The 25,373-nt window shown below is 63.6% G+C and carries 26 protein-coding genes; 17 read left to right on the top strand and 9 right to left on the bottom strand.

Annotated elements, in window-relative coordinates; translation table 11 throughout:
* Positions 1 to 21: 21 nt before the first annotated feature.
* The 4 genes from U3648_RS11225 to U3648_RS11210 form a co-directional block, all read right to left on the bottom strand.
* Positions 22 to 1,599, bottom strand: coding sequence for an ABC transporter substrate-binding protein (locus tag U3648_RS11225; protein WP_420859395.1), 1,578 nt, complete (start codon positions 1,597 to 1,599; stop codon positions 22 to 24).
* A 118-nt stretch (positions 1,600 to 1,717) separates the two neighbouring features.
* Complete coding sequence (locus U3648_RS11220) at positions 1,718 to 2,338, bottom strand: helix-turn-helix domain-containing protein (RefSeq protein ID WP_420859319.1); 621 nt, start codon at positions 2,336 to 2,338, stop codon at positions 1,718 to 1,720.
* Between the two features lie 115 nt (positions 2,339 to 2,453).
* Positions 2,454 to 3,854 carry a helix-turn-helix domain-containing protein gene (locus tag U3648_RS11215; RefSeq protein ID WP_420859318.1) on the bottom strand — a complete coding sequence of 467 codons (1,401 nt, stop codon included), beginning with the start codon at positions 3,852 to 3,854 and terminating at the stop codon, positions 2,454 to 2,456.
* Positions 3,855 to 4,009: 155 nt separating this feature from the next.
* Positions 4,010 to 5,227: a multidrug effflux MFS transporter gene (locus U3648_RS11210; protein ID WP_420859317.1), complete on the bottom strand. Its 1,218-nt coding sequence runs from the start codon at positions 5,225 to 5,227 to the stop codon at positions 4,010 to 4,012.
* 205 nt (positions 5,228 to 5,432) lie between these two features.
* Between U3648_RS11210 and U3648_RS11205 the strand changes: the two genes are divergently transcribed.
* The 6 genes from U3648_RS11205 (at position 5,433) to U3648_RS11180 (ending at position 10,988) form a co-directional block, all read left to right on the top strand.
* Complete coding sequence (locus U3648_RS11205; protein WP_420859316.1) at positions 5,433 to 6,965, top strand: acyl-CoA carboxylase subunit beta; 1,533 nt, start codon at positions 5,433 to 5,435, stop codon at positions 6,963 to 6,965.
* Between the two features lie 187 nt (positions 6,966 to 7,152).
* The gene (locus U3648_RS11200) at positions 7,153 to 7,539 is read left to right on the top strand and encodes a DUF6497 family protein (RefSeq protein WP_420859315.1); all 387 of its coding nucleotides are present in this window, start codon (positions 7,153 to 7,155) and stop codon (positions 7,537 to 7,539) included.
* A gap of 217 nt (positions 7,540 to 7,756) precedes the next feature.
* Positions 7,757 to 7,903, top strand: a complete 147-nt coding sequence (locus U3648_RS11195; protein WP_420859314.1) for a hypothetical protein — start codon at positions 7,757 to 7,759, stop codon at positions 7,901 to 7,903.
* Between the two features lie 72 nt (positions 7,904 to 7,975).
* Positions 7,976 to 8,362, top strand: a complete 387-nt coding sequence (locus U3648_RS11190) for a hypothetical protein (protein ID WP_420859313.1) — start codon at positions 7,976 to 7,978, stop codon at positions 8,360 to 8,362.
* Positions 8,363 to 8,687: 325 nt separating this feature from the next.
* Entirely contained in the window at positions 8,688 to 8,894 is a 207-nt protein-coding gene (locus U3648_RS11185) for a hypothetical protein (protein WP_420859312.1), read from the top strand.
* 93 nt (positions 8,895 to 8,987) lie between these two features.
* On the top strand, positions 8,988 to 10,988 hold the full coding sequence (locus U3648_RS11180) for an acetyl-CoA carboxylase biotin carboxylase subunit (protein WP_420859311.1): 2,001 nt from the start codon (positions 8,988 to 8,990) through the stop codon (positions 10,986 to 10,988).
* A gap of 37 nt (positions 10,989 to 11,025) precedes the next feature.
* Here the strand turns inward: U3648_RS11180 and U3648_RS11175 are convergent, their stop codons facing one another.
* On the bottom strand, positions 11,026 to 11,484 hold the full coding sequence (locus tag U3648_RS11175) for a DUF4174 domain-containing protein (RefSeq protein ID WP_420859310.1): 459 nt from the start codon (positions 11,482 to 11,484) through the stop codon (positions 11,026 to 11,028).
* Between the two features lie 111 nt (positions 11,485 to 11,595).
* Here U3648_RS11175 and U3648_RS11170 point away from each other — a divergent pair, with 111 nt between their 5' ends.
* The 3 genes from U3648_RS11170 (at position 11,596) to U3648_RS11160 (ending at position 15,365) form a co-directional block, all read left to right on the top strand.
* Complete coding sequence (locus U3648_RS11170; protein WP_420859309.1) at positions 11,596 to 12,690, top strand: hypothetical protein; 1,095 nt, start codon at positions 11,596 to 11,598, stop codon at positions 12,688 to 12,690.
* Entirely contained in the window at positions 12,645 to 14,771 is a 2,127-nt protein-coding gene (scpA, locus tag U3648_RS11165) for a methylmalonyl-CoA mutase (RefSeq protein WP_420859308.1), read from the top strand. Before U3648_RS11170 ends, scpA begins: the two co-directional genes overlap by 46 nt.
* A gap of 96 nt (positions 14,772 to 14,867) precedes the next feature.
* Positions 14,868 to 15,365, top strand: coding sequence for an MAPEG family protein (locus tag U3648_RS11160; RefSeq protein WP_420859307.1), 498 nt, complete (start codon positions 14,868 to 14,870; stop codon positions 15,363 to 15,365).
* Positions 15,366 to 15,388: 23 nt separating this feature from the next.
* Here the strand turns inward: U3648_RS11160 and nhaA are convergent, their stop codons facing one another.
* Positions 15,389 to 16,579: a Na+/H+ antiporter NhaA gene (gene nhaA, locus U3648_RS11155; RefSeq protein WP_420859306.1), complete on the bottom strand. Its 1,191-nt coding sequence runs from the start codon at positions 16,577 to 16,579 to the stop codon at positions 15,389 to 15,391.
* Between the two features lie 108 nt (positions 16,580 to 16,687).
* Between nhaA and U3648_RS11150 the strand changes: the two genes are divergently transcribed.
* The 6 genes from U3648_RS11150 (at position 16,688) to U3648_RS11125 (ending at position 20,388) form a co-directional block, all read left to right on the top strand.
* Complete coding sequence (locus tag U3648_RS11150) at positions 16,688 to 17,302, top strand: VOC family protein (protein WP_420859305.1); 615 nt, start codon at positions 16,688 to 16,690, stop codon at positions 17,300 to 17,302.
* On the top strand, positions 17,299 to 17,769 hold the full coding sequence (locus U3648_RS11145; protein ID WP_420859304.1) for a GNAT family N-acetyltransferase: 471 nt from the start codon (positions 17,299 to 17,301) through the stop codon (positions 17,767 to 17,769). Before U3648_RS11150 ends, U3648_RS11145 begins: the two co-directional genes overlap by 4 nt.
* Before the next feature lie 31 nt (positions 17,770 to 17,800).
* On the top strand, positions 17,801 to 18,478 hold the full coding sequence (locus U3648_RS11140) for a TerB family tellurite resistance protein (RefSeq protein WP_420859303.1): 678 nt from the start codon (positions 17,801 to 17,803) through the stop codon (positions 18,476 to 18,478).
* A 17-nt stretch (positions 18,479 to 18,495) separates the two neighbouring features.
* Positions 18,496 to 19,521: an endonuclease/exonuclease/phosphatase family protein gene (locus U3648_RS11135; RefSeq protein ID WP_420859302.1), complete on the top strand. Its 1,026-nt coding sequence runs from the start codon at positions 18,496 to 18,498 to the stop codon at positions 19,519 to 19,521.
* A gap of 38 nt (positions 19,522 to 19,559) precedes the next feature.
* Positions 19,560 to 19,940 carry a hypothetical protein gene (locus U3648_RS11130; protein WP_420859301.1) on the top strand — a complete coding sequence of 127 codons (381 nt, stop codon included), beginning with the start codon at positions 19,560 to 19,562 and terminating at the stop codon, positions 19,938 to 19,940.
* A 118-nt stretch (positions 19,941 to 20,058) separates the two neighbouring features.
* Positions 20,059 to 20,388 carry a hypothetical protein gene (locus U3648_RS11125; RefSeq protein ID WP_420859300.1) on the top strand — a complete coding sequence of 110 codons (330 nt, stop codon included), beginning with the start codon at positions 20,059 to 20,061 and terminating at the stop codon, positions 20,386 to 20,388.
* Between the two features lie 74 nt (positions 20,389 to 20,462).
* Here the strand turns inward: U3648_RS11125 and U3648_RS11120 are convergent, their stop codons facing one another.
* Positions 20,463 to 22,019 carry a Ppx/GppA family phosphatase gene (locus tag U3648_RS11120; protein WP_420859299.1) on the bottom strand — a complete coding sequence of 519 codons (1,557 nt, stop codon included), beginning with the start codon at positions 22,017 to 22,019 and terminating at the stop codon, positions 20,463 to 20,465.
* Between the two features lie 74 nt (positions 22,020 to 22,093).
* Positions 22,094 to 22,786, bottom strand: coding sequence for a nitroreductase family protein (locus U3648_RS11115; RefSeq protein WP_420859298.1), 693 nt, complete (start codon positions 22,784 to 22,786; stop codon positions 22,094 to 22,096).
* Between the two features lie 123 nt (positions 22,787 to 22,909).
* Between U3648_RS11115 and U3648_RS11110 the strand changes: the two genes are divergently transcribed.
* Together U3648_RS11110 and U3648_RS11105 are read left to right on the top strand one after the other, a co-directional pair.
* Entirely contained in the window at positions 22,910 to 23,848 is a 939-nt protein-coding gene (locus tag U3648_RS11110) for a DMT family transporter (RefSeq protein WP_420859297.1), read from the top strand.
* Between the two features lie 9 nt (positions 23,849 to 23,857).
* The gene (locus tag U3648_RS11105; protein ID WP_420859296.1) at positions 23,858 to 24,775 is read left to right on the top strand and encodes a DMT family transporter; all 918 of its coding nucleotides are present in this window, start codon (positions 23,858 to 23,860) and stop codon (positions 24,773 to 24,775) included.
* On the opposite strand, the gene U3648_RS11100 is transcribed toward U3648_RS11105, so the two are convergent.
* Positions 24,711 to 25,370, bottom strand: coding sequence for a thiamine diphosphokinase (locus U3648_RS11100; protein ID WP_420859295.1), 660 nt, complete (start codon positions 25,368 to 25,370; stop codon positions 24,711 to 24,713). The genes U3648_RS11105 and U3648_RS11100 overlap by 65 nt on opposite strands.
* Positions 25,371 to 25,373 lie beyond the last annotated feature (3 nt).

Genomic DNA, 25,373 nt, shown 5'->3' with positions numbered 1-25,373 from the left:
GTCCGATTTCATCACGTCAGCTTAGTTCAGGCCGACCTGGTTGAAGATGTGGCCACCCAGCGGGTGCACGACATAGCCGTCAACCTCGGGGCGCATCACCATGTAGACGACCGAATGGGCGATGGTTGCCCAGGGGGCCTGCTCCTTGAAAACCACCTGCGCCTCTTCATAAAGACGGGTCCGCTCGGCCGGATCGTTGGACACCTTGGCGGCCTGGATCAGGTCTTCGAACGGCTGGTGGCACCACTGGGCGCGGTTCGACGCTTCAACCCCTTCACAGCCCAGAAGGACGGCAAGGAAGTTGTCCGGGTCGCCGTTGTCGCCGGTCCAGCCCAGAAGGACAGCACCGTCACGGTTCAGCTCGCGCGAACGGGACAGGTATTCACCCCATTCGTAGGACACGATCTCAACATCCACGCCAACCTCGGCAAAGTCGGCCTGCATCAGTTCGGCCATGCGGCGGGCGTTGGGGTTGTAGGGACGCTGCACCGGCATTGCCCAGATCTTCATGGACAGGTCGGTCACGCCTTCGGCCTCAAGCATGGCGCGGGCGGCTGCCGGATCATAGGCATCGTCCACCACGGCATCGTTGTAGGACCACATGGTCGGCGGGATCGGGTTCTTGGCGATCTGGCCAGAGCCCTGGAACACCACGTCGATGATGGCCTGCTTGTCGATCGCCATGTTCAGGGCGCGACGCACGTTTGCATTGTCGAACGGGGCCTGGGTCGTGTTGTAGGCCAGATAGCCCACGTTCAGACCTTCCTGTTCCATCACCACAGTGCCGGCGTCAGCCTGCATCGCGCTGATGTCGGCCGGGTTCGGATAGGCCATGACATGGCATTCACCCGCCTGGATCTTCTGGTAGCGGACAGAGGCATCCGGAGTGATCGCGAAGATCAGAGATTCAACGCGGGCCGGGTCGCCCCAGTAGTTGTCGTTGCGCAGGTAACGGATCACCGCGTCCTTCTGATAGGCCTGGAATGCAAACGGGCCAGTGCCGATCGGCGCCTGGTTCAGCATTTCCGGGGTGCCTGCTTCCATCATCGCATCGGCATATTCCTTCGACACGATCGAGGCGAAATCCATCGCCATATTGGCGACGATCGGGGCCTCGGGGCGGGTCAGATGGAAGACGACGGTGTAGTCATCGACCTTTTCGATGCTTTCGATGAGCGAGCCCATGTCCATGCCGCCGAAGTATTCCCAGGTTCCGCCCGAGACGGAGTTATAGGGGTTTTCAGCATTGCCTTGACGGTCGAACGAGAAGATCACGTCATCCGCGTTGAAGTCGCGGGTGGGGGTGAACATGTCGTTCGAATGGAACTGCACGCCACGGCGCAGGTTGAAGGTCAGGGTCATGCCGTCTTCGGAGACCGACCAGCTTTCGGCAAGGCCGGGGATGACCTCGGTGGTGCCGACCTTGAATTCGACCAGCCGGTTGTAGATCGGGTGGCTGGACGCGTCGAAGGTGGTGCCGGACGTGTAAAGCGCCGGGTCAAAGCCTTCGGGCGAACCTTCCGAGCAATAGACCAGCGCCTGCGCCGAAGCACTGCCCGCACTCAGGGCAATGGCCGCGGTCAGGCCAAGGAATTTCATCTTCAGTGACATATGGGTAACCTCCATGTCGGTTCTTTGGTTGGGTCCGGCGTCTTCTGCGCCGTGTTTGTATTGGGTCCGCCAGTTTGCGGCGCCCGATGCCCCCTGTGGGGCGGCCTCAATTATCGTTGGCAGCGGTGGCTTTCGGCAGGCGGCGCGACCCGTCCGGCGACAGAACCGCAAGGGTTCCGGTCCACAGGATGCGCGCCGGTTCATCGGTCGGGTTCGACCAGGAATGCGGAACCTCGCCGCTGTAGTGAAGGCTGTCTCCTTCCGTCATGGTAAAGACCTGCCCGTCCAGCACCTGCCGGATCGTGCCCGACAGGATGAACAGGATCTCCTCGCCCTCATGCGACACCACCTCGGATTCATATCCCGGCGGAACATGCATGATGTAGGACGACATTTCCGACCCCGGATAGTCGTTCGACAGGGCCTCGTAGCTGATCGACGAACCGGCCAGCGAAAACAGCTCGCGCCCTCCTGCGCGGGTGATGGCGTCGGTCGGCTTGTGCGACTTCACGAAGAAATCCAGACCCACCTGCAACCCGTCCGCCAGTTGCGCCAGTGTGCCCAGCGTCGGCGTCGCCATTTCCCGTTCGATCTGGCTGAGATAGCCAACCGACACGCCCGACCGGTCACACAGCTCTTGCAGGGTCAGCCCTAGCTGTTTGCGCCGTTTGCGAAGCAACGGGCCAAGCCGGGGCGCACGGCCCTTGGGTGAAGGGAGTTCGGACATGAAAGCCTTGGCAGCGGCAGAGTTGTCCGAAGGTTAAAAAAATTTTTTACAGACGCAACAAGTATTTTTCTCCGGGCCGCCTGACCTGACGGAAAGCAGGCCCCGGATCGGTGGTTCAGTCAACGCTGTAAGGCAGAACGCCGCGATGGTCCGGGTCCACCCGCAACCGCCGTTCCAGCGGTGGAACCGCCCTCTGGTGGCAGTCCTTGCGTTCGCAGATTCGGCAGGAAATCCCGATCGGTTCGAACGCCTCGGGCGTGTCGATGTCCATGTGGTCGGCATAGACGAGGGCCGGGGCGTGTTTCACCTCGCACCCCAGCCCGATGGCATAGCGGCGGGTCGGGGCGTCAAAGGCGCCGCCCGATTTCGTCACATCCCGGGCAAGGCAGAAATAGCGCATTCCATCCGGCGTCTCGGCCAGCTGGCGCAGAAACCGGCCCGGCGTTTCAAAGGCCCGGTGCACGTTCCACAGCGGGCAGGCGCCGCCGTATCGGGCGAATTGCAGGTGGGTTGCCGAATGGCGCTTGGTGATCGTGCCCGCCGGATCGACCCGGACAAAGAAGAACGGGATACCCTTGGCACCGGGGCGTTGCAGGGTGGACAGCCGGTGCGCCACTTGCTCAAGGCTCGCCCCAAAGCGGTCGGCCAGCCGTTCCAGATCGTGCCGGGTTTCGCGGGCGGCGGACAGGAACCGTCCATAGGGCATCAGCACCGCGCCAGCGTAGTAATTGGCCAGCCCGACCTTGGCGATGGCGCGGGCCTCGGGCGATTGGAACCGGGCAAGGTCCAACGTCGCCTCCAGCAGTTGGTCCTGCGTCAGCAGCGCCAGTTGCAGCAGCAGTTGGAAGGTCCGGGTCGCCTCGGTCGCGCGGCGGGACAGCTGCAATTGCCGGGTATCGGGGTCGTAATGGCGGACAACGGGGCTGTCGGTGAAGGAGATGCTGACCTTGCGGGTGCGCAGTTCCGATATCGCGGCATCGCGGATCGTCGCCCCCGCCGCGCTTTGGGTGGCAAAGCGTTCGGCGGCGCGGTCCACCGCGTCGATGTAGTTGTCGCAATAGTGGAAGAAGTCGCGCACCTCTTCCCAGGGGCTGGGTTGCAGGCGGGCGTCTTCGCGTCCCAGCGCCTCGTCCAGGCTGGCAAGCCGTTCATGGGTCTGGCGATAGGCCGCGTGCAGGTCCAGAAAGGCCCGGGCCAATGCCGGCGCGTTGGCGGCGGCAAGGCGCAGATCGGCCAGGGATGGCGGGGCAGCGGTGAACACCGGGTCGGCCAGCGCCTCGCGCATGTCGCCGACCAGACGCGCCTCGTCCCCCGACTGCAGTTCTGTCACGTCATACCCGAATTCCTGTGCAAGGCTCAGGACGACCGAGGTGGAAACGGGCCGATTGTTGTTCTCCATCTGGTTCAGATAGGGCAGGGACACACCCAGTTTCTCGGCAAAGGCCTTCTGGGTCAGCCCCAGCCGCGCCCGCAATTCCCGAAGCTTCGCCCCGGCATAGAGTTTCTGAACCGCCATTGGATCGCCTTTGCAACTTAGCACCGCGTCTTGCGCGTGTTTGCAAATTCACCCCTTGGCAAAGGTGGGTCAAGACCCACCTTACGATGCGGCCCTTTTTCGTTCTCAAATTCTCAAATCGGTTGGGGCGTAATGTGGGTCTTGACCCACCACCCCTAAGCCTCTCCCAGGGCGCGGGTGCGCGCCATGACCAGAAGGATCGAGACGCCAGCCAGCGCCGAGGTGACCAACATGATCACCTGTAGCGGGATCGCGCCCGTCTCTTCGGTCAGCAGGCTGCCCGCCAGGGCAGACAGGGCCGCGCCGCCGCCGATCATGATCGCCCCGCCAAGGCCTGATGCCGTCCCCGCCAGATGTGGTCGGACGGACAGCGATCCGGCGGTGGCATTGGGCAGCATGATCCCGTTGCCCAGCCCCAAAAAGGTGCACAGCCCGAAGAACACCAGCGGATGATGCACCCCGCCCAGCGACAGGACCAGAGACAGGCCCATCCCGAAGGTCGACACGCCCGTGCCCCAAAGGATCATCCGGTCGATGCCGACCCGCACCGACAGGCGGCCCGAAATCCCGTTGCCCACCGCATAGCCGATGGCCGGAGACCCGAGCGCCATCCCGGTCCAGAAAGGCGATAGGTGAAACGCGGTGCCCGCGACAAAGCTCGCGCCGCCCAGAAGAGCGAAAAACGCCCCAGACCCGAAGGCGGCGCAGGCCACGTAGCCCCAGAACCGGGGCGAGGTCAGAAGCTCGGGGTAGCTGCGCAGCTGGTCGCGGAACCCGACGCCCCCGCCGGATACCGTTTCCCCCAGATCGCGGTAGCACAGCGCCCAGACCAGCGCCCCGGCCCCGGCCAGAAAGACAAAGGTTGCATGCCAGCCGAACAATTGATCCAGCGCCCCGCCGATCATCGGCCCCACCATCGGGACCAGCGCCATACCCATGGTCACATAGCCGATCATCGACGCCGCCTGATCGGCGGGCACCATGTCGCGCACCACGGCCCGGCTGAGGACCATGCCGGTGGCCACAACCGCCTGCGCCATACGGAAGGCAAGGAAGACCTCGACCGTCGGGGCAAACAGCGCGCCAATGGTGGCGAGTGTGAACAGCGCCAAAGCCCAAAGGACGACAGGCCGCCGCCCAAAGCGGTCCGCAAGCGGTCCGACCAGAACCTGAAGCACCGCCGTCGCCGCGAGATAGCCCGAAACCGCAAGCTGCATCACCGCGTATTCGGTGCCGAAATAGGCGGTCATCCCGTTCAGGGAGGGCAGGAAAACCGACATGTTCAGCGCCGATACGCCGGCCAGCAGGATTAGTGTCAGGACATGTGGGGCGGTGGTGCGGTCCAGAAACCGGACGACGGGTTTTTCAGTCATGGCAAAGTGCTATGCCTGCCGTCCGGGGCTGTCCATGGCAAAACGCCCCGCCCCCGGGGCACTTTCAGCGACTTTGCGGATTTGCATTTGCGAAGATTAGCTAATGGCCGAGTTTGCAAATATGCGCATTCGTCCTTCGCATTCCACCCCCGCTGCCCTTATGGTCCGGCAACCAAGGCCCCATTGGACGTGAAGGAGACCACCCATGAAGGATATCCTGCAAGAGCTGGAAGGCCGCCGAGCCGTCGCCCGACAGGGTGGCGGGCAAAAGCGGATCGACGCCCAGCACTCCAAGGGCAAGCTGACCGCGCGCGAACGGATCGAACTCCTTTTGGACGAAGGATCGTTCGAAGAGTTCGACATGTTCAAGGCCCACCGCTGCACCGATTTCGGGATGCAGGACAGCCAGATGCCCGGCGATGGGGTTGTGACCGGCTGGGGCACGGTTAATGGCCGGATGGTCTATGTCTTCAGTCAGGATTTCACGGTCTTCGGCGGCTCTCTGTCGGAAACCCACGCCGAAAAGATCTGTAAGATCATGGATATGGCGATGCAGAATGGCGCGCCGGTGATCGGGATCAACGATTCCGGCGGGGCGCGGATTCAGGAAGGGGTCGCCTCGCTTGCCGGCTATGCCGAGGTGTTCCAGCGCAACATCATGGCTTCGGGCGTGGTGCCGCAAATCTCGGTGATCATGGGGCCCTGTGCGGGGGGCGCGGTTTATTCGCCCGCAATGACCGATTTCATCTTCATGGTGAAAGACAGCAGCTACATGTTCGTCACCGGCCCGGATGTGGTGAAGACCGTCACCAACGAGGTCGTCACCGCCGAGGAGCTGGGCGGCGCATCGACCCACACCAAGAAATCGAGCGTGGCCGACGGTGCCTTTGAAAACGACGTCGAAGCGCTGGCCGAGATTCGCCGTCTTGTGGATTTCCTGCCGCTCAACAACCGCGAAAAGCCCCCCGTGCGGCCCTTCTTCGATGATGTGAACCGGATCGAGGACAGTCTTGATACGCTGGTGCCGGACAATCCGAACACCCCCTATGACATGAAGGAACTGATCCATAAGCTGGCCGACGAAGGCGATTTCTTCGAGATCCAGCAGGACTATGCCAAGAACATCATCACCGGCTTCATTCGGTTGGAAGGCCGGTCGGTGGGCGTGGTGGCGAACCAGCCGATGGTGTTGGCCGGTTGTCTGGACATCGACAGCAGCCGCAAGGCCGCCCGCTTTGTCCGGTTCTGCGATGCCTTTGAGATTCCGATCCTGACGCTGGTGGATGTGCCGGGCTTCCTGCCGGGGACCAGCCAGGAATACGGCGGCGTCATCAAGCACGGCGCCAAGCTGCTGTTCGCCTATGGCGAGGCAACGGTGCCCAAGGTCACGGTCATTACCCGCAAGGCCTATGGCGGGGCCTATGACGTGATGGCGTCCAAGCACCTGCGCGGCGATTTCAACTATGCCTGGCCCACCGCCGAGATCGCGGTGATGGGCGCCAAGGGCGCGGTGGAAATCCTCTACCGGTCGGAACTGGGCGACAAGGACAAGATCGCAGCCCGGACGAAGGACTACGAAGATCGTTTCGCCAATCCTTTCGTCGCCGCCGAGAAGGGCTTCATCGACGAGGTGATCATGCCGCATTCGACCCGCAAGCGGGTGGCGCGGGCCTTTGCGTCCCTGCGCGGCAAGAAGCTACAGAACCCGTGGAAGAAGCACGACAATATTCCGCTCTGACGTTTGGAGGAGCAGACGAGCGGAAGGAACGGCGCGGGCGGCCCCCGGTTGGGGCCAAAAGATCGGGGACCGCCGCCCGTTCCGGTAACATCAGGCGGGGCAGGGGGCTGTCTGCCCCCTCTTGGCCCGGGGGGCCAATTCACCCCCGAGGATATTTGAGACCCAAAGAAGGGACAAAGGCACGGCAATGGCAAGGTTTGGCTGGATCGTAGCGGGATGGATGGTCCTGCCGGGCATGGCTCCGGCAGCGGATGCCGTCGTGCTGCCCTCGGGCCAGTCTGTCACCCTGATCGACGTGATCCTTGAGGACATGCCGTCGGTGGCGCGGTTCCGGTTCCTTGCGCCAGAAATCGGGGCGGGCGGCCGCACCTATGAAGAGGTGCTGGACGACTTTCCCTGGCTGTGCGAGGCGCTGGCGGTTCCGGCGCTGCAGGAGGCCGGGGTCGAGGTGGTCGAGGTGGTCGTGTCCCTGTCGGACCGGGTCGTCCCCTTTGGCGAGGCCGACCCCGAAGCCACCCAGTTTTTCGAGCCTTTCACGCTGGACGGCACCGCCTGCATATGGGAGCAGTTCTGATGCACCCACAACATCTTGCGAGGCCCCAACCCGCCATGACCCAGTTTGATGCAGCCCGGCCACAGCGCGCCGCATGCGCAACCGCCGCGTATCTTTTTTCCAATGATTCCGGTAATCTGACCCAAGGTCGTTCATCTACGGCCGATAATAACAAGACTTCGGCCCGAGGTGGGGATCAACCCTGTCCGGTCCGGGTGGGCAGAAACAGGAGCATCCCATGTCGAACAGCCTCAAGGCCCTTCTGGCCTTTGGAATCCTTGCCGTCGTCGCCGCCTGCAGCAAACAGGGCGATGTCGAAGAATACGTTGTCGTCGATCCGACTCCGGTCACGGTCGAACCGGTCTACACCGGCAAATACAACTGATACCGCGCACGGACGGGTCCCCCAAGCGCCCGACCGTTCCCTCCGCGCCCTGACCGTCAAGGAGGGCGCGTGATGCTGAAACACCGTGGCTTCCCCGGCCGTCTTCCTTCCAGCGATTTCCAGTTCACGATCCGCCGCGCCAATAAGGCCGGCGCGACGAAACTGATTGCGCGTGAACGGTTCCGTGACCGCAAGCAGGCCGATCGCAAGGCCGATGAAGGCTTCATGGCGGCCCTCTGGCACCATTTCGGGGAGGAGCCGTTCGAGCGCGGCAACCTTGATGCGGGCCGCCTGTCCTGGCTGTTCGGTCGCGAGGTTGTGCCCGCCGAAGACCCGTTTGACCCCGAAAGTTACGAGGCGCTTCTGCGGATCGACGTGAAGCGCGCGCAGGCCAGCTACCCCGAGGTATTCTTCGGCCCCAGCCCCTTTGAAGAGGCGGAGGACGACGATTGGGACTGATGGGCGGGAATATGCCGGGCGACATGCAATTTGGGCGGGAAAATGCCCAAAATCGGCGCCTGCCGCGCGCCGGGTTTGCGCGTCCGGATTTCCGGTCCAATCTCGGTCTTGTCCGGGGCGACACCAGCATGTTGTCCGGGACACATTGTCAATACCGTTACCCTTCCCCTAGCCGGTCTGGTTCCATTGGAACCGGGCCGGCATCCCTTTTCCCTGCTGCGCGAAATGCCGCGTATGAGGAACGGCAAGGTCGAATTGATATTGAATATCATCGCGATTGCACGGAAGATTCTGCCTGTCTCAACAAAAACAAGGGCAGTTCCCAATGCGTAAAATTTCTCTCGCTCTCGCAGCCATTGCCATCACCGGCCTGTCGGCCTGTCTGGACAGCGATCTCGAACGCGGCCTTGCCGGCGCGGCTGCCGGTGCGGTGGTTGCCGATGCCACGGGCGGCAATGTCGTCACCGGTGCGCTTATCGGTGGTGCGGCTGGCGCAACCTGCGACGATTTCGGCGTTTCGGCCTGTAACTAATTCCCGCCGCCCTTCGGGGCGCCTGAACACTTTGAACCGCCGTGGGGGCATGTCCGCCCCTGCGGCGGTTTTGCATGAAAAGGACTGCATCTGATGTTCAAGAAGATCCTGATCGCCAACCGGGGCGAGATCGCCTGCCGTGTCATCAAGACCGCCCGCAAGATGGGTATCCAGACTGTCGCGGTCTATTCCGATGCGGATAAGAACGCCCTGCATGTGCAGATGGCGGACGAGGCCTATCACATCGGGCCGCCCCCGGCGAACCAGTCCTATATCGTGATCGACAAGATCATGGAGGCGATCAAGGCCACGGGGGCCGAGGCCGTCCATCCCGGTTATGGCTTCCTGTCCGAGAACTCGAAGTTCGCCGAGGCGCTGTCTGCCGCGGGCGTTGCCTTTATCGGGCCGCCGGTGGGTGCGATCGAAAGCATGGGCGACAAGATCACCTCAAAGAAGATCGCGCAGGAGGCCAAAGTCAGCACCGTTCCCGGCTACATGGGGCTGATCGATGACGCCGAAGAGGCGGTGAAGATATCGAACGAGATCGGCTATCCGGTGATGATCAAGGCCAGCGCCGGCGGCGGCGGCAAGGGGATGCGCATCGCCTGGAACGACACGGAGGCCCGCGAGGGGTTCCAGTCGTCCAAGAATGAGGCCGCCAGTAGCTTTGGCGATGATCGGATATTCATCGAAAAATTCGTGACCCAGCCGCGCCACATCGAAATTCAGGTGCTCTGCGACAGCCACGGCAATGGCGTCTATCTGCACGAACGGGAATGTTCGATCCAGCGCCGAAACCAAAAGGTCGTGGAAGAGGCCCCGTCGCCGTTCCTGGACGAGGCGACCCGCAAGGCCATGGGCGAACAGGCCGTCGCGCTGGCCCATGCGGTGGGCTATGCCAGCGCGGGCACCGTGGAATTCATCGTCGATGGCGACCGGAACTTCTATTTCCTTGAAATGAACACCCGCCTTCAGGTGGAACACCCGGTCACCGAACTGATCACCGGGGTCGATCTGGTCGAACAAATGATCCGCGTCGCGGCGGGCGAGAAGCTGCCGTTCAAGCAGGACGATCTGAAGATCAACGGTTGGGCCATCGAAAACCGCCTTTATGCGGAAGACCCCTATCGCAACTTCCTGCCCTCCATCGGGCGGCTGACCCGCTATCGCCCCCCGGTCGAAGGGGAGACCCTGACCGGCGGGGTCGTCCGTAATGATACCGGCGTCTACGAGGGCGGCGAGATTTCGATGTATTACGACCCGATGATCGCCAAACTGTGCACATGGGCCCCGACCCGCGCGCAGGCGATCGAGGAAATGCGCGTCGCGCTGGATACGTTCGAGGTCGAGGGGATCGGCCACAACCTGCCGTTTGTCGCCGCCGTAATGGACCACCCTAAATTCGTCTCGGGCGACATGACTACGGCCTTTATTGCCGAAGAATACCCCGACGGGTTCGAAGGGGTAACGCTGCCCGGTGATGCCTTGGTCCGCGTTGCGGCCGCTGCCGCCGCCATGCACCGGGTTGCCGAGATTCGCCGCGCCCGGATTTCTGGCCGGATGGACAACCATGAACGCCACGTCGGCGCGGATTGGGTTGTCTCGGTTCAGGGACAGGATTTTCCCGTTTCCATCGCCGCCGATAAGGCAGGCGCGGATGTGACCATCAATGGTGCCTGCCTGCGGGTGGAAAGCGACTGGACCCCGGGCGATAGCATCGCGCGGCTGACCGTGGGCGGAGAGATGCTTGTCCTCAAGACCGGCAAGATCACCCAGGGCTTCCGCATCCGGTTCCGGGGCGCGGACCTGAAGGTGACGGTGCGGACCCCGCGCCAGGCGGAACTGGCGCAGTTGATGCCGGAAAAACTGCCGCCAGATACGTCGAAACTGCTGCTCTGCCCGATGCCCGGCCTGATCGTGAAGGTCGATGTCGAAGTGGGGCAGGAGGTGCAGGAAGGTCAGGCGCTCTGCACCGTTGAGGCGATGAAGATGGAAAACATCCTGCGCGCCGAACGGACCGGGGTCGTGTCCAAGATCAACGCGGGCGCGGGCGACAGCCTTGCCGTCGACGACGTGATCATGGAGTTCGAGTGACCGCCCGACCGGGCATGGTCATTTCAGGGCCGGTGCCTCAGCGCCGGTCCTCGATCTCTTGTTGCCGGAGCGGGAATTTGTCGATCGACCGGGTCAGCTCGCGCAGGTCCCAGGGTTGCGGCTTGCGCAGGCCAACCCCGCCTTCCTTGTCGATCAGCACCAGCATGAACCCCCTTGGCCGCAATTCGAGCCGCAGCGCGGATGGATTAGCCGGGTCGGTATCGGTGATCAGGATCACGTCCCGTTCCGCAAGGTCTTCGGGCCGTTCGGCCAGAAGCTCCATCTGGTGGCGGAAGTTCGGGTCATTAGGGCTGTCGGCAAAGACGATGACAGGCCGGGCGATGAACCGAAACTCGTTCAAATTGATGCCTTGTGCCTCGAAAATTCGGGTCGGCTCTTCTGCCCAGACCTCTGCCAACGGGCGGGTGTCATCGTCCTGCGCCTGTAGCGCGGGGGCTGAAAACCCAAGAATTCCAAGGGCCAACAGCCCGCTCATGATCCGTTTCATAAAGGTGAATATAGGGCGGCCATCGCCGGTTGCGAAGGGGACTGCGCCCCATGGCCGCAACAATTTTACGTTTAATCCAATCCCAAGGAACACGGTCCAATGATCGCGGCGATATCCCTCGCCGTGCGCCCCTGTGCGGCCCTGATCAAAAAGGCAGTACGCGCCGTGGACGTGATCCTTCATCTTGGTGCCCATCGGACGGGCACGACGACCCTGCAAATGTTCCTGCAAGCGAACGAAGCCCGGCTTGCCCAAAGCCACATCGCCCTCTGGACGCCGCGCCTGACCCGCGCCGGCCTGTTTGCGGGGTTGATGGATACACCGGACCGGGTGCCCTTGATGCAGAACCGGGGCCGGGTTCGCGCGGCCGGACGGGTCGCGATGGAATGTACGCGGCTGGCGGATGCAGGGACCACGACGCTTTTGGTGGCCGAAGAGAACCTGATCGGAAATTCGCGCGACAACCTGCGGCGCGGGGCGCTGTATCCGGACCTGCGCACCCGGCTGGAAGCGATGGCGCTTCCCTTCGGTCGGCGCTGCACCCGGATTGGCCTGTCGATCCGGTCCTACGACAGCTACTGGGCCTCGGCACTGGCCTATGCCGTGGCCCGTGGTCACGCAATACCGACGTCCGCGCAGTTGGACCGGCTTGTGACGCACCCCCGCAGGTGGCGCGAGCTGATCCGGGACGTGGCGAAGATTTTCCCGAATGCAGACCTCGTGATCTGGCCGTTCGAGCGTTTCGCAGGCAGGGCGGCGGACGAATTGGCCATGCTGATGGGCGGGGTGGTGCCCGGCGCCACTGTCCGGCCCGAGAACGACTGGCACAACCCGTCGCCGCGCCTTGCCAAACTGCGCGAGATCGTATCGGCGGGCGGTGCGGACCGTGCCGCGCAGCTTCCCGCCGGGAACGGCCGCTGGATGCCCTTTGACGCAGCCCAACAGGCGACCCTGCGCGGCAAGTACCGCGAAGATCTGCAATGGCTGCGGCGCGGCGCGGATGGGCTTGCCCGTCTGGTCGAAACCGCCCCGACCAACCCGTTTGCCGCCCCCGCGGCCCCCGACCTGACAGAGATGAACCACAACACGCGTCCGGCGGCGACAAGGGAAACATCCCGCGCCCGGACCGGAACTGGAGGACAAGAGACATGGGCACCAAGGATGATTGGGCCAAGCGCGCCAGCGCTGAACTGAAGGGTCGCGACCCGGCAGAGCTGACATGGAATACGCTGGAAGGTATTCCGGTTCAGCCACTTTATACCGCTGAAGACATCGCCGGGCTGGACCATCTGGGCAGCCTTCCGGGCGAGGCGCCCTTTACCCGTGGCCCCCGCGCGACCATGTATGCGGGCCGCCCCTGGACCATCCGGCAATACGCCGGGTTCTCGACCGCCGAGGAATCAAACGCCTTCTACCGCAAGGCGCTGGCCGCAGGGCAGCAGGGCGTTTCGGTGGCCTTCGATCTGGCCACCCACCGCGGCTATGACAGTGACCACCCCCGCGTAGTCGGTGACGTGGGCAAGGCCGGCGTGGCGATCGACAGCGTCGAGGACATGAAGATCCTGTTCGACGGCATCCCGCTGGACCAGATCAGCGTCTCGATGACCATGAACGGCGCCGTTATCCCCATTCTCGCAAATTTTATTGTAACTGGAGAGGAACAGGGCCACGACAAATCCCTGCTGGCCGGGACCATTCAGAATGACATTCTGAAGGAATTCATGGTCCGCAATACCTATGTCTATCCGCCCGAACCGTCGATGCGGATCATCGCGGATATCATCGAATACACCTCGGACCACATGCCCAAGTTCAACTCGATCTCGATCTCGGGCTATCACATGCAAGAGGCGGGCGCGAACCTTGTGCAGGAACTGGCCTATACGCTGGCCGATGGGCGCGAATACGTGCGCACCGCGATCAAGGCCGGGATGGACGTGGACAAATTCGCCCCACGCCTGTCGTTCTTCTTTGCCATCGGCATGAACTTCTTCATGGAGGCCGCGAAACTGCGCGCCGCCCGCCTGCTCTGGCACCGGATCATGGCCGAATTCGAGCCGAAGAAGCCGCAGTCGTCGATGTTGCGCACCCATTGCCAGACCTCCGGCGTGTCCTTGCAGGAACAGGATCCCTATAACAACGTCATCCGCACGGCTTACGAGGCGATGGCGGCGGCCCTTGGTGGCACCCAGTCGCTGCACACCAACGCGCTGGACGAAGCGATTGCGCTTCCGACGGAATTCAGCGCCCGCATTGCCCGCAACACCCAGTTGATCCTGCAGGAAGAAACCGGGATCACCAATGTGGTCGATCCGCTGGCCGGGTCCTACTATGTCGAGAAGCTGACCGCCGATCTCGCGGAACGGGCCTGGGCCCTGATCGAAGAGGTCGAGGAGATGGGCGGCATGACCAAGGCCGTGGCCTCTGGCATGCCCAAGCTGCGGATCGAGGAAACCGCCGCCCGCCGTCAGGCGATGATCGACCGGGGCGAAGAGGTGATCGTCGGGGTCAACAAATACCGCAAGGACAAGGAAGACCCGATCGACATCCTTGAGATCGACAATGCGCAGGTCCGCGACGCCCAGATCGCCCGGATCGAACGCACCCGCGCCGGTCGCGATCAGGCCGCCTGCGACGCGGCCCTTGCCGAACTGACCCGCCGCGCCAGCGAAGGCGGCAACCTGCTGGAGGCCGCTGTCGAAGCCGCCCGCCAGCGCGCAACCGTAGGAGAGATCAGCATGGCGATGGAAAAGGAATTCGGCCGCCACCGGGCCGAGGTCAAGACACTCGCCGGGGTCTACGGCGCCGCCTATGAGGGCGACGAGGGCTTTGCCGCGATCCAGAAATCGGTCGAGGATTTCGCCGAGGCCGAGGGCCGCCGCCCCCGGATGCTGGTCGTGAAGATGGGGCAGGACGGGCACGACCGGGGCGCCAAGGTGATCGCCACGGCCTTTGCCGATATCGGATTCGACGTGGATGTCGGCCCGCTGTTCCAGACCCCGGAAGAGGCCGCACAGGATGCCATCGACAACGATGTGCATGTGGTCGGCATCAGCTCTCAGGCGGCGGGTCACAAGACCCTTGCGCCCAAACTGATCGAAGCGCTGAAGGACCAGGGCGCCGAGGATATCATCGTGATCTGTGGCGGGGTGATCCCGCAGCAGGACTACGATTTCCTGAAGAAGGCCGGGGTCAAGGCGATCTTCGGGCCGGGCACCAATATCCCTGAGGCCGCGCAGGACATCCTGCGCCTGATCCGCGACGCGCGGGGCTAGTGCCAGAAAAGTAAGGAATACCCGCGTTGCCGGGCAAAGGGGGCCGCGTCAGTTTGGGCGCGGCCCCTTTGTGTTGGGGCAGTAGGGGAGTGGGGTATGTCCGACAGAGTTATTATCGTGGTCGAAATGGGCTTTGCGGCCCTATGGACGGCCATCTTGTTCACCGCTGTGCCGGGCTGGTTGCCGGTGCCGCAGGGCCCATTCGTGGAAACGGCGATGCTGGCGTTTCTGGGTCCGGGTCTTGTGCTGGGGGTCATGGTCATGGCGGTCGGGCTGCACCGCTTTCTGGGCAATGACGCGCCGGAAGGGGGCGGGTTTCACGGCCCGCGCGCCAAGATCAATCAACGGGTGCTGATCAACTCGACCGAACAGACGGTACTGGCGCTGGCGATCTGGCCCGCCGCCGCCCTGCAACTGGGCGAGCGCGGTCCGGAAATCCTGATAGCCATGTCCTGCAGTTTCGTCTTGGCCCGGCTGTTGTTCTGGGCGGGCTATCACCTGCGCCCGGCACTGCGCGCCTTTGGCTTTGCCGCGACCTTCTATCCGACTATGGCGCTGGGTATTTGGGGGGCTGTACGGGCGATGGGCGCCTGACCGGCGCCCATCTGTCCTTTGGCTTACTCTGCCGGGGCGGTGGCCGCGCTTGCCGGGGCGGTCCGGCTGGCCAGCATCAGCACCGCGAAACCGATCACCGCAGATACCAGCGACCCCGACAGGACACCCAGCCGCACCTCGTTCATCAAGGCCGGGTCCGCAAAGCTGAGCCCGCCGATGAACAGCGACATGGTAAAGCCGATCCCGGCGAGACAGGCGATGCCGTAGATATGCATCCAGTTCGCACCATGGGGCAGGCGGGCCATGCCGAATTTCACCATCGCGAAGGTCACGCCGAAGACACCGATCTGCTTGCCGACGATCAGACCCAGCGCGATGCCCAGCGGCAGGGGCGCCAGAAGGTCGGACAGGGAAATCCCGGTCAGGACCACGCCAGCGTTGGCGAAGGCAAAGATCGGCACGATCCCGTAAAGGACGTAAGGAGTCAGCCCGTGTTCCAGCGCGTGCAGGGGCGATTTGCCGTATTTGTCCTTCAGCGGGATGGTGAAGGCGGTGATCACCCCGGCAAGCGTCGCGTGGACCCCGGATTTCAGCACAAGGAACCACATGATCGTGCCCAGCAGGATCGCCGGGGCGATCCGATGCGCGCCCTGAAAATTGCGCCAGACCAGCGCCGCCAGCGGGATCGCCGCGAGCATCAGGTAGTCGATCTTCAGTTCGGCGGTGTAGAACAGCGCGATGATCACGATGGCCCCAAGGTCATCAAGGATCGCCAGCGTCAGCAGGAACACCTTGAGCGAGGAGGGCGCCCGCGCCCCCACCAGCGCAAGGATACCCAGCGCAAAGGCAATGTCGGTCGCGGCCGGGATCGCCCAGCCTTCCATCGTCGGCAGACCCCAGTTGAAGATCGCAAAGACAATCGCGGGCACCGCCATGCCGCCCACCGCCGCCATGCCCGGCAGCACCACGTCGCGCGGGTTCTTCAGCTTGCCTTCCAGCATCTCGCGCTTCAGTTCCAGGCCGATGAGGAAGAAGAATACGGCCATAAGCCCGTCGTTGATCCACAGGATCAGCGGTTTTTCCAGCCCTTCGCCATTCAGGGTAACCGCCAGATAGGACGACAGCGCCCCGTCGTACAGCGGTTGCAGCGATGAATTGGCCACCATCAGCGCGGCAAGCGCCGACACCATCAGAAGAATGCCGCCAAAGGCGTCGTGTTGAAAGAACCGGTCGATGCTTGCGCGCAGGGACATGGGTAATCCTGAGTGTTTGAGTTATGTTTGGTCAAACCTAGGGTTAATCGCGCTTGCATCAAGGTTCCAGCCGGGCATTCTGCGCGGGAAATGTCGAAAGGATGCCCGATGTGGCAGTTGGATCACCTTGCGGTCTGTGCCGCCGACCTGACCGTCGGGCGGGATTGGGCCGAATCCCGGCTTGGGGTGGCATTTGGTCCGGGCGGGGAACATGCTCGCTACGGCACCCACAACCTGCTGCTGGGCATGGGCGACCTGTATCTAGAGGTCATCGCGCCGAACCCCGACGCCGTGCCGCAGGCGCCGCGCTGGTTCGGGCTGGACACTCCGCCCCAGTCGCCCCGCCTTGGCAATTGGATTTGCCGCACTGTGGATATCGATCAGGCGCTGCGTGCGGCCCCTGATGGGGCGGGCCGCCCCGCTGACCTTGAACGGGGCGACCTGCGCTGGCGTATCGCCGTGCCCGAGGATGGCAGCCTGCCGATGGGCGGCGGCTGGCCGACCCTGATCGAATGGGGCGCGGGAACCCAGCACCCGGCACAGCGCCTGCCAGACAGCGGGCTGCGCCTGCGCCGGTTGATCGTCCGGCACCCGCAGGCCGAGGACTTCGCGCAGCGGTTGGCGGGCCTGCTGGACGACCCGCGCATCACCTTCGAACCCGGTCCCACCCCCGGCCTGCGGGCCGAGATAGACAGCCCCCAAGGACCAAAGGTGCTTGAATGATCCGTGCCGCCACCCCCGCCGATGCCGCTGCCATCGCCGCCATATGGAACCACTACATCCGCGAGACCACGGTGACCTTCCTGCCGGACGAAAAGACGATCGGCGACGTTGAAAAAATGCTGTCCACGGACCCCTGCCTTGTCTGGGAGGAGGCGGGCGAGGTCACGGGCTTTGGCCGGTTCTTCCAGTTCCGGGGCGGGCGAGGGTATGCTCATACGGCGGAACATACCGTTCTGTTCGCGCCGGGCCGGTCCGGGGCAGGTCGGGGCCGGGCGCTGCTGAACGCGGTCTGTGAGGCGGCGGCCAAGGCGGGGATGCATTCGATCTTTGCCGGGGTCAGCGGCGAAAACACGGGCGCTGTCGCCTTTCATGCCGCCTGCGGCTTTGACACCGTTGCGACCCTGCCCGAGGTCGGGTTCAAGTTCGGCCGCTGGATTGACCTTGTGCTGATGCAGAAACGGCTCTGACATTCCCCACACGACCCGCTAAGGTGCCCCCATGTCGATCTGGACCCGCATATCCGAAGCCATCGCAGCGCTGGCCAAAGGCGAAAGCCTGTCGGCGGTTTTCGAACGCCTGCGCACCCCGCCGGAACGGTCGGTGGCCTTTACCATCGCCGTGATCGCGCTGGGGGCCAAGATGGCCAAGGCCGACGGGCAGGTGACCCGCGACGAGGTGACCGCCTTTCGCGAGGTGTTTCATATCTCGGCCCAGGACGAGGCGCAGGCGGCAAAGGTATTCAACCTTGCCCGTCAGGACGTGGCAGGGTTTGAAGACTACGCTGCCCGCATCAAGTCCATGTTCGGGGATGAAACCGAACCGATGTGCGACCTAATGGAGGGGCTGTTCCATATCGCCATGGCCGACGGGGAATACCACCCGAACGAGGATGTGTTCCTGTCCCGCGTGGCCGAGATTTTCGGCTTTGACCCGGCCCGGTTCAAATCCATCCGCGCCCGGTTCGTCCCGGAGGCGGAGCGTGACCCCTATGATGTGCTGGGTGTGCCTCATGGTGCGCCAATGGAAGAGGTCCGCAAGGCATGGCGGCAGGCGGTCCGCGACAGTCACCCCGACCAGATGATAGCCCGTGGCCTGCCGGAAGAGGCGGTGAAACTTGCCGAAAAACGGATGATCGCCATCAATCGCGCCTGGGAAGAGATCAATCAGGCAGCCTGACCGAAAAGGGGGGCGGAATGCGCATTGCGACCTATAACGTCGAATGGTTCGACAATCTGTTCGACGACGCCGGCAAGCTGATCGAGGATCACACATGGTCGGGCCGTCAGGACGTGCGCCGCGACGAACAGATCGCGGCCCTTGGCCATGTGTTCACCGCGCTGGACGCCGACGCCGTCATGGTGATCGAGGCCCCCGATGTGCACCGGGGCCGTGACGGGGTCGCCGCGCTGGAAAACTTCGCCGCGCGGTTCGATCTGCGGGCGCGCAAGGCCCTTCTTGGATTTCAGAACGATACCCAGCAGGAGATCATGCTGCTCTATGACCCGGACCGGCTGGTGGTGTTTCACGACCCGCAGGGCGACGAGACGGGCAAGAAGGGCGACCGGCACGCGCCCCGGTTCGACAGCGTGTTTCGGATTGATCTGGACGTGGACGCCGACCCGGACCTGATCCGCTGGTCCAAGCCACCGCTGGAGGTTGCGGCCCGCACCACGGCGGGGCGCGAATTTCGCCTGATCGGGGTCCATGCCAAATCCAAGGCCCCCCACGGTGCCCGCAGCCGCGAAGAGATCATGCGCGTGTCGATCGAAAACCGGCGCAAGCAACTGGCCCAATGCATCTGGCTGCGTCAGCGCGTTGAACAACATCTGGAAGCGGGCGAAGACCTGATCGTTCTGGGCGATTTCAACGATGGGCCGGGGCTGGATGAATATGAAAAGCTGTTCGGCCGGTCGAGTATCGAAATCGTTCTGGGGGAAAACGGCGCGACGACGCTGTTTGACCCCCACGCCAAGATGGCACTTGGCCAGCGTGTGGGCGCGATGCCGACCACCGCGCGGTTCCGCCTGCCGCGCGACGGGCGCTATCTCTCGGCGCTGTTGGATTACGTGATGGTGTCGCCGGGGCTGGAACGGATCGGGCCGGAATGGCGCATCTGGCACCCTTTCGACGATTGCCGCTGTTACGAAGACCCGGCCCTGCGCGAGTCTCTGCTGATCGCCTCGGACCATTTCCCGGTGTCGATCGATATCGACCTTTGACCCTTGGGCGGGGGCAGGGTTGCCCCTATATTGGTCCCATGAAACGGATCATCCCCAGTGCCGCCTTCGCCCTGTCCTTGTCCCTGCTGCCCGTGGGCCTGCCCGCGCAAGAGATTGAGGAGTCAGAGGAAGACGGGTTTTCCCTGATGGAGGAAGGCGCCCGCCTGATCCTGAAGGGCATCATGGAAGAAATGGAACCGGCCATCGAGGAATTCGAAGGTCTGGCCGAGGAATTGCGCCCCGCCTTCCGGGAACTGGCGGTCGAGATGGGCCCGGCCCTGATCGAGCTTCTGGAAACCGTGGACAGCTTTTCCAACTACCACCCGCCCGAGGTGATGCCCAACGGCGACATCATCCTGCGCCGCCGGGACGAGGCCCCGGAATGGGTGCCGCCGGATGGGGAAGAAATCGACCTTTGACGGCAAAGAGGTTGCGAGGGCTGTAGAAGCGGGGAAATGGGCGTAGCATTGCGCAAAACTTGTTCCGCCAATTGCCATTGTCAGAAATGGAGGATTTGTGCGTCTAGGTATTTCTTTGGTGCTCACGACCGAGAAAGAGGGAAATGCTCGTTCGGTTGTGAATCGGGTGAACAAGATTATCCAAGCTGGTCACCCCACATTCGAAAAATACGACAAGGGCGGCACAAAGGTCAGTCTTGAGAAGGAATTGCCCGAAACTGTCTGGTCAGGGGCGATCCTGGCGGGACTGAAGTTGGCCCAGTCCATCGGATCCGGCTGGCAAGTTTCGGGATTCGCGGATGAAGAACTTACACTAGTGAGTAGCAGCTTTTCGGTTTCGGGGATCGAATGGGCGTGTTTTTCGCTGCAACGAAACCAGACCGAGGCGGCGATCTCGCGCAATCGTTGAGATAGCTTTGCTAGGCAGCGCCAGAACCGCTCCCTATGCCCGGTCGCGCCGCCGCTAAATCAGGACGACAGGCCCTAGCTTGCGAACCGCACCTCGGATGTGGCGTTCAGCGCGCTGGCCAGTGCGTTCAGCCGGGCCTCGGCCACTTCACCGAACAAGGGGCGGGCGTGGTCGGTTAGTTCAAGGATCAGGTGCCGTTTCTTGGGCTTCCATTTCAGGACGCCCGGCGGTTCATCAGCCTGCAGCCACAACATCGCGCCCAGCCGCATGGCCTTGCCCAGCACCTCCGCCTCGCGCTGACGTTCCGCTTCAAGCAGTTGGAAGATCGGTTCGAACCGCGATCCTTCGCGTTTGTTGGTATAGCGATGCAGCAGCGCAAGCCCGAGGAACACCCGCTCCCGGTGCTTCAGCCCGCCAAGGTTGGCGCGGGTCACGTTGTCGAACGCCGCCTCGTCGCGGTAGTCGGGGTGCGCCCGCCAGGTCACGTCGTGCAGCAGGCAGGCGGCCTTGATGATCCGCTGTTTCTGCCAATCGGCGCGGGGAAACAGGGGCGAGACGAAATCATAGAGCGTCTTGCCAAAACCGGGCAGGCGGGCGTCCTTTGCCTCGGCAAAGCGGCAGGCCTCGATCAGCGGGTCGCGCATCCGCAATTCCTGCGGCATCTGCTGATACAGCATCCCTTCGCGAATCCCGTAGGACGAAATGGTGATATCCTTGGGCTTGAAGGTGTTGACCAGCTCGCGCAGCACAACCGATGCGATGGGCACCAGCGCCATCCGATCGGCGGAGGTGCCGGTGCGCCCGCGCAGGGTTTCAAGGTTGCTGACGCTGATATACTCGCTGGTCGCCGCGACCTGCTGTTTCGTCATCCGGTATTCGTGCAGCACGGTCAGCGGATAGCCCCGTCGTTCCATGTCGACCCGGGCAATGGCCCGCCAACTGCCCCCCACAAGGAACAGTCGCTTGCCGGTTTCATTGCCCATCCGGTCGTGGAGGTCGGCCATGATGTCGCGGACATGGGCCTTGAGCGCCTTCTTAGAGGCAAACCCCCGCAGCTTCAGCGGCCCCAGTGGCGATGTCAGGCGACGCCCGACCTCTCCCTTGTCGAGATCGGCCAGTTCCATCGACGATCCGCCGATGTCGCAGACCAGACCATAGGACCCGGGCCAGCCCAAGAGCACCCCCTGCGCCGACAGTCGCGCCTCTTCCTCGCCGTCAATGACATAAAGGCGGATTCCGGTTTCGCGTTCCACCTCGGCCCGGAACTCGGCCCCGTCGGTGGCCTCGCGCACGGCGGCGGTGGCGACGGCGGTCAGGGGGGCGATGCCCATCCCTTCGGCAAGGGCCGCGAAACGGCGGATCGCGTTCAACGCCCGCACCCGGCCTTCGGGGTTCAGCCGCCCGGTTTCCTGCAATCCCGCGCCAAGGGCGCACATGATCTTTTCGTTGTAGAAATAGGCGGGGCTGCGTGCGGCCCCGTCAAATACCACTAGCCGGACAGAGTTCGACCCGACATCGACCACGCCCACGCGCGACAGCGCCCGCGCCTGCGGATCGTCGAAGATCGGCCGTCCGAACGGCCCCCATTCATTGAATTCTTCTGGCGGGATATCGGCAGGTGCGTCTGTCATCGGTGCTCCGTCAGGTTGCCCGACCTTTGGCCGGGCAAACCGCGCGTGTCAACGGTGGGATATGTCGCGGCGGGTCAGTCGGCGACGGTCAGGATCTCGGCCAGCGGTTTCTTCAGCTTGGCGACAGAGGGCACGGTCGCGTCGTCTGACGGGTGCCCAACCGCGACGATCATGATCGGTTTTTCCGACTTCGGGCGGCCCAGAAGGTCGTTGAGAAAGCTCATCGGATTGGGCGTATGGGTCAACGACACCAACCCCGCCTGATGCAACGCGGCCAGAAGGAACCCGGTGGCGATCCCGGTGCTTTCGGGGACGTAATAGTTCTTGTAGCGGGTGCCGTCATCGAATTCGCCCCAGCGTTGGGCGAAGATCACGATCAGCCAGGGGGCGATATCCAGATGCGGCTTGTCCGCTGTCGTGCCGATCGGCTCCAGCGCCTTGATCCACTCGTCGCCGCCGCCGCCTTCGTAGAATTTCTTTTCCTCTTCCTCGGCAGCCGCGCGAATCTGCGCCTTGATCGCCGGGTTTGAAATGGCCACGAAATGCCAGGGCTGGTGGTTGGCGCCAGACGGGGCGGACCCGGCGGTGCGCACGCAATCCTCGATCACCTGTCGCGGCACCGGCCGGTCGCAGAAATCCCGCACCGAATGCCGTTTCTTCATCTGGTCATAGAAGGCACGGGCCGCCGCGATCATCTGATCATCGGTCATATCGGCGCGGTCGGGCAGGGGGATCGGCGCATAGTTGATCTTTTCGCGGGCGAACATGGGGGTCTCCTGATCCGTGGTTGCCGGGATCGTGGCCGGAAAATCGGCGCGGTGCAATCACTTGGGATCGGGGATGTCGGTTTCAGGATGGACGGGCTCGAACCCGCGTCCTATCCGGGGGGCATGAATAGCGATCGTATCCTTCTTGGTGTCGCCCTCATGCTGGGCTTCTGCGTGACCGCGCCGCTGATCGACGTGGCGTCGAAGCTGGCCGCGCAGACCCTGCCAGTGGGCCAGATCACCACGGCCCGTTTCGTGGTGCAGGCGGCGCTGATGCTGCCGGTCTGCCTGTGGATGGGGCAGGGGGTGCGGATGGGGCCGGGGGTTCTCGGCCGGTTGATCCTGCGGGCGATGTTCCTGATCCTGTCGACCTATTGCTTTGTCGCGGCGGTGCAGGTCATGCCAATTGCCGACGCGCTGGCCATCGCCTTTGTCGAGCCCTTCATCCTGCTGATCCTCGGGCGAGTCATCTTTGGCGACGAGGTGGGCGCGCGGCGGATCGGGGCCTCGGTCGTGGGGTTCTGCGGGTCGCTTCTGGTGATCCAGCCCAGCCTCGTGGCCTTCGGGCTGGTCGCGCTGTTCCCGCTGGGCACCGCGTTTTCCTTTGCCGCTTATATGCTGGTCACGCGCAGCCTTGGCCGCCAGATGCACCCGGTCGCGATGCAGTATCACACGGCCACGGTCGCCATGGTGATCTGCATCCCGGTGCTTGTGGTGGCAGATTGGACCCATTGGCCGACGCTGGACCCGCAGATGCCCGCCGGGCTGGAGTGGGTCTGGCTGTTCGGGGTTGGCGCGGCGGCGGCGGTGGCGCATCTGATGATGACCTTCGCACTGCGGTTCGCGCCCTCGGCCACGCTGGCGCCGCTGCATTATCTGGAAATCGTCAGCGCGGCGATCCTTGGCTATGTGATCTTCAGTGACTTCCCCAATGCGCTGACCTGGACCGGGATCGGGATCATCGTCCTGTCGGGCCTCTACATCATCCATCGCGAACGGGTGAACGCGCGGCGCGGGTCGGTGACCCTTCCTGCGGTTGCCCCAAGGCGGCGGCGCGCATAGCCTGCGAACATGCAGGCGGATCGTCCCTTTCTTGGCATGCTCCTGATGGTGGGGTTTTGCATTCTCGCGCCCATGGGGGACGCGATTGCGAAACTGCTTGGCTCGGTGATGTCTGTTGGCGCGATGGTGATGATCCGCTTCGGCGCGCAGGCCCTGTTCCTGTTTCCGCTGGCTTTGCTGTTCCGCCTGCCCATTCCGGTGGGGCGCAGGGTTTTGTCGCTGATCGCGGTGCGGACGGTCCTGCATATCGCCGGGATCGCCATGATGTTTTCCGCCCTGAAATATCTGCCGCTGGCGGACGCTCTGGCGATTGCGTTTGTCATGCCCTTCCTGATGCTGCTGGCCGGCTGGTTGTTTCTGGGCGAAGAGGTGGGGCCGCACCGGCTGAGCGCCTGCGCGGTGGGGTTTGTCGGGACGCTTCTGGTGATCCAGCCGAACTTTGCCGCCGTGGGCTGGCCCGCGCTTTTGCCATTGGGGGTGGCAGTGACCTTTGTCGGCTTCATGCTGGTGACGCGGATGATGGCCAAGGATGTGGACCCGATCTCGATGCAGGCGGTGTCGGGGGCGATGGCGCTCGCGGTTCTGGGCCCGGTCGCGATTATCTTTCCGGACTGGCCGCCGCTGTCGCTTGACGGGGTCGGCGGCGTGGGTCTGGGCATGGTGCTGGCGCTGGGGCTGATCGGGACGCTGGCGCACCTGCTGATGACGTGGTCCCTGCGCTTCGCGCCTTCGGCTACGCTGGCGCCGATGCAATACTTGGAGATCCCCTTTGGCACGCTGATTGGCTGGCTGATCTTCCGCGATCTGCCCAACGGGCCGGCCGCCCTTGGGATCAGCGTGACAATCGGGGCCGGGCTTTACATCATTGCCCGCGAACGGCACCTGTCACGGCAGCCACAACCGGGGCAAGCGCCGCCCGCGGCGTGATCAGCAGGACCGGCCCTTCGCAGCGCAACATGACGGGCCCGGCAACTTCGTTCGAGATAGACAAGAACCCGTCCGGCGCCATGTCCTGTCCGGACAGATCCCAGCGCAGGCCGGACGACCAGACCCGCGCCGGGCCCAGTGGCATCAGCGACAACCGCGACCCGGCGGACAGGTCCAGCGTCAGGGCCGGGGGCAGAAGCGTGACAACATCGTCGCTGCCCAGAAGGACAATCGCCCGGCCGGCGTGACGGGTCATCGTGTTGAAGACCGCCAATTCGTGATCCACCCGGCCGCCCAGAAACCCGACCCCAAGGACCAGGGGGGCGCTGATGCGGGTCAGGCACTTCTCGAAATCCGTTGTGTCCTGTTCAGGGACAATCTGAAGCAGGTCCGCAAAAGCCGCGTGCGCCTCTGCGCTCAGGCTGTCCATGTCACCGATCACGGCCAGGGGGCGCAGCCCTTCGGCAAGGACTCGCCCGGCCCCGCCATCGGCAGCCACGAGGTTTGGCGCATGGCGCAAGGCGCTGTTAATATCCGTTGGGCCACAATGGCCTCCACCGACAAGCGTTACTGCGGCCCGAGATGAAACAATCATTTA

It is taken from the genome of Marivivens marinus, assembly GCF_035969385.1.
Classification (GTDB): domain Bacteria; phylum Pseudomonadota; class Alphaproteobacteria; order Rhodobacterales; family Rhodobacteraceae; genus SELP01.
The sequence above is the reverse complement of the archived record's forward strand: the minus strand, read 5'-3'. Positions and strand labels throughout refer to the sequence as shown.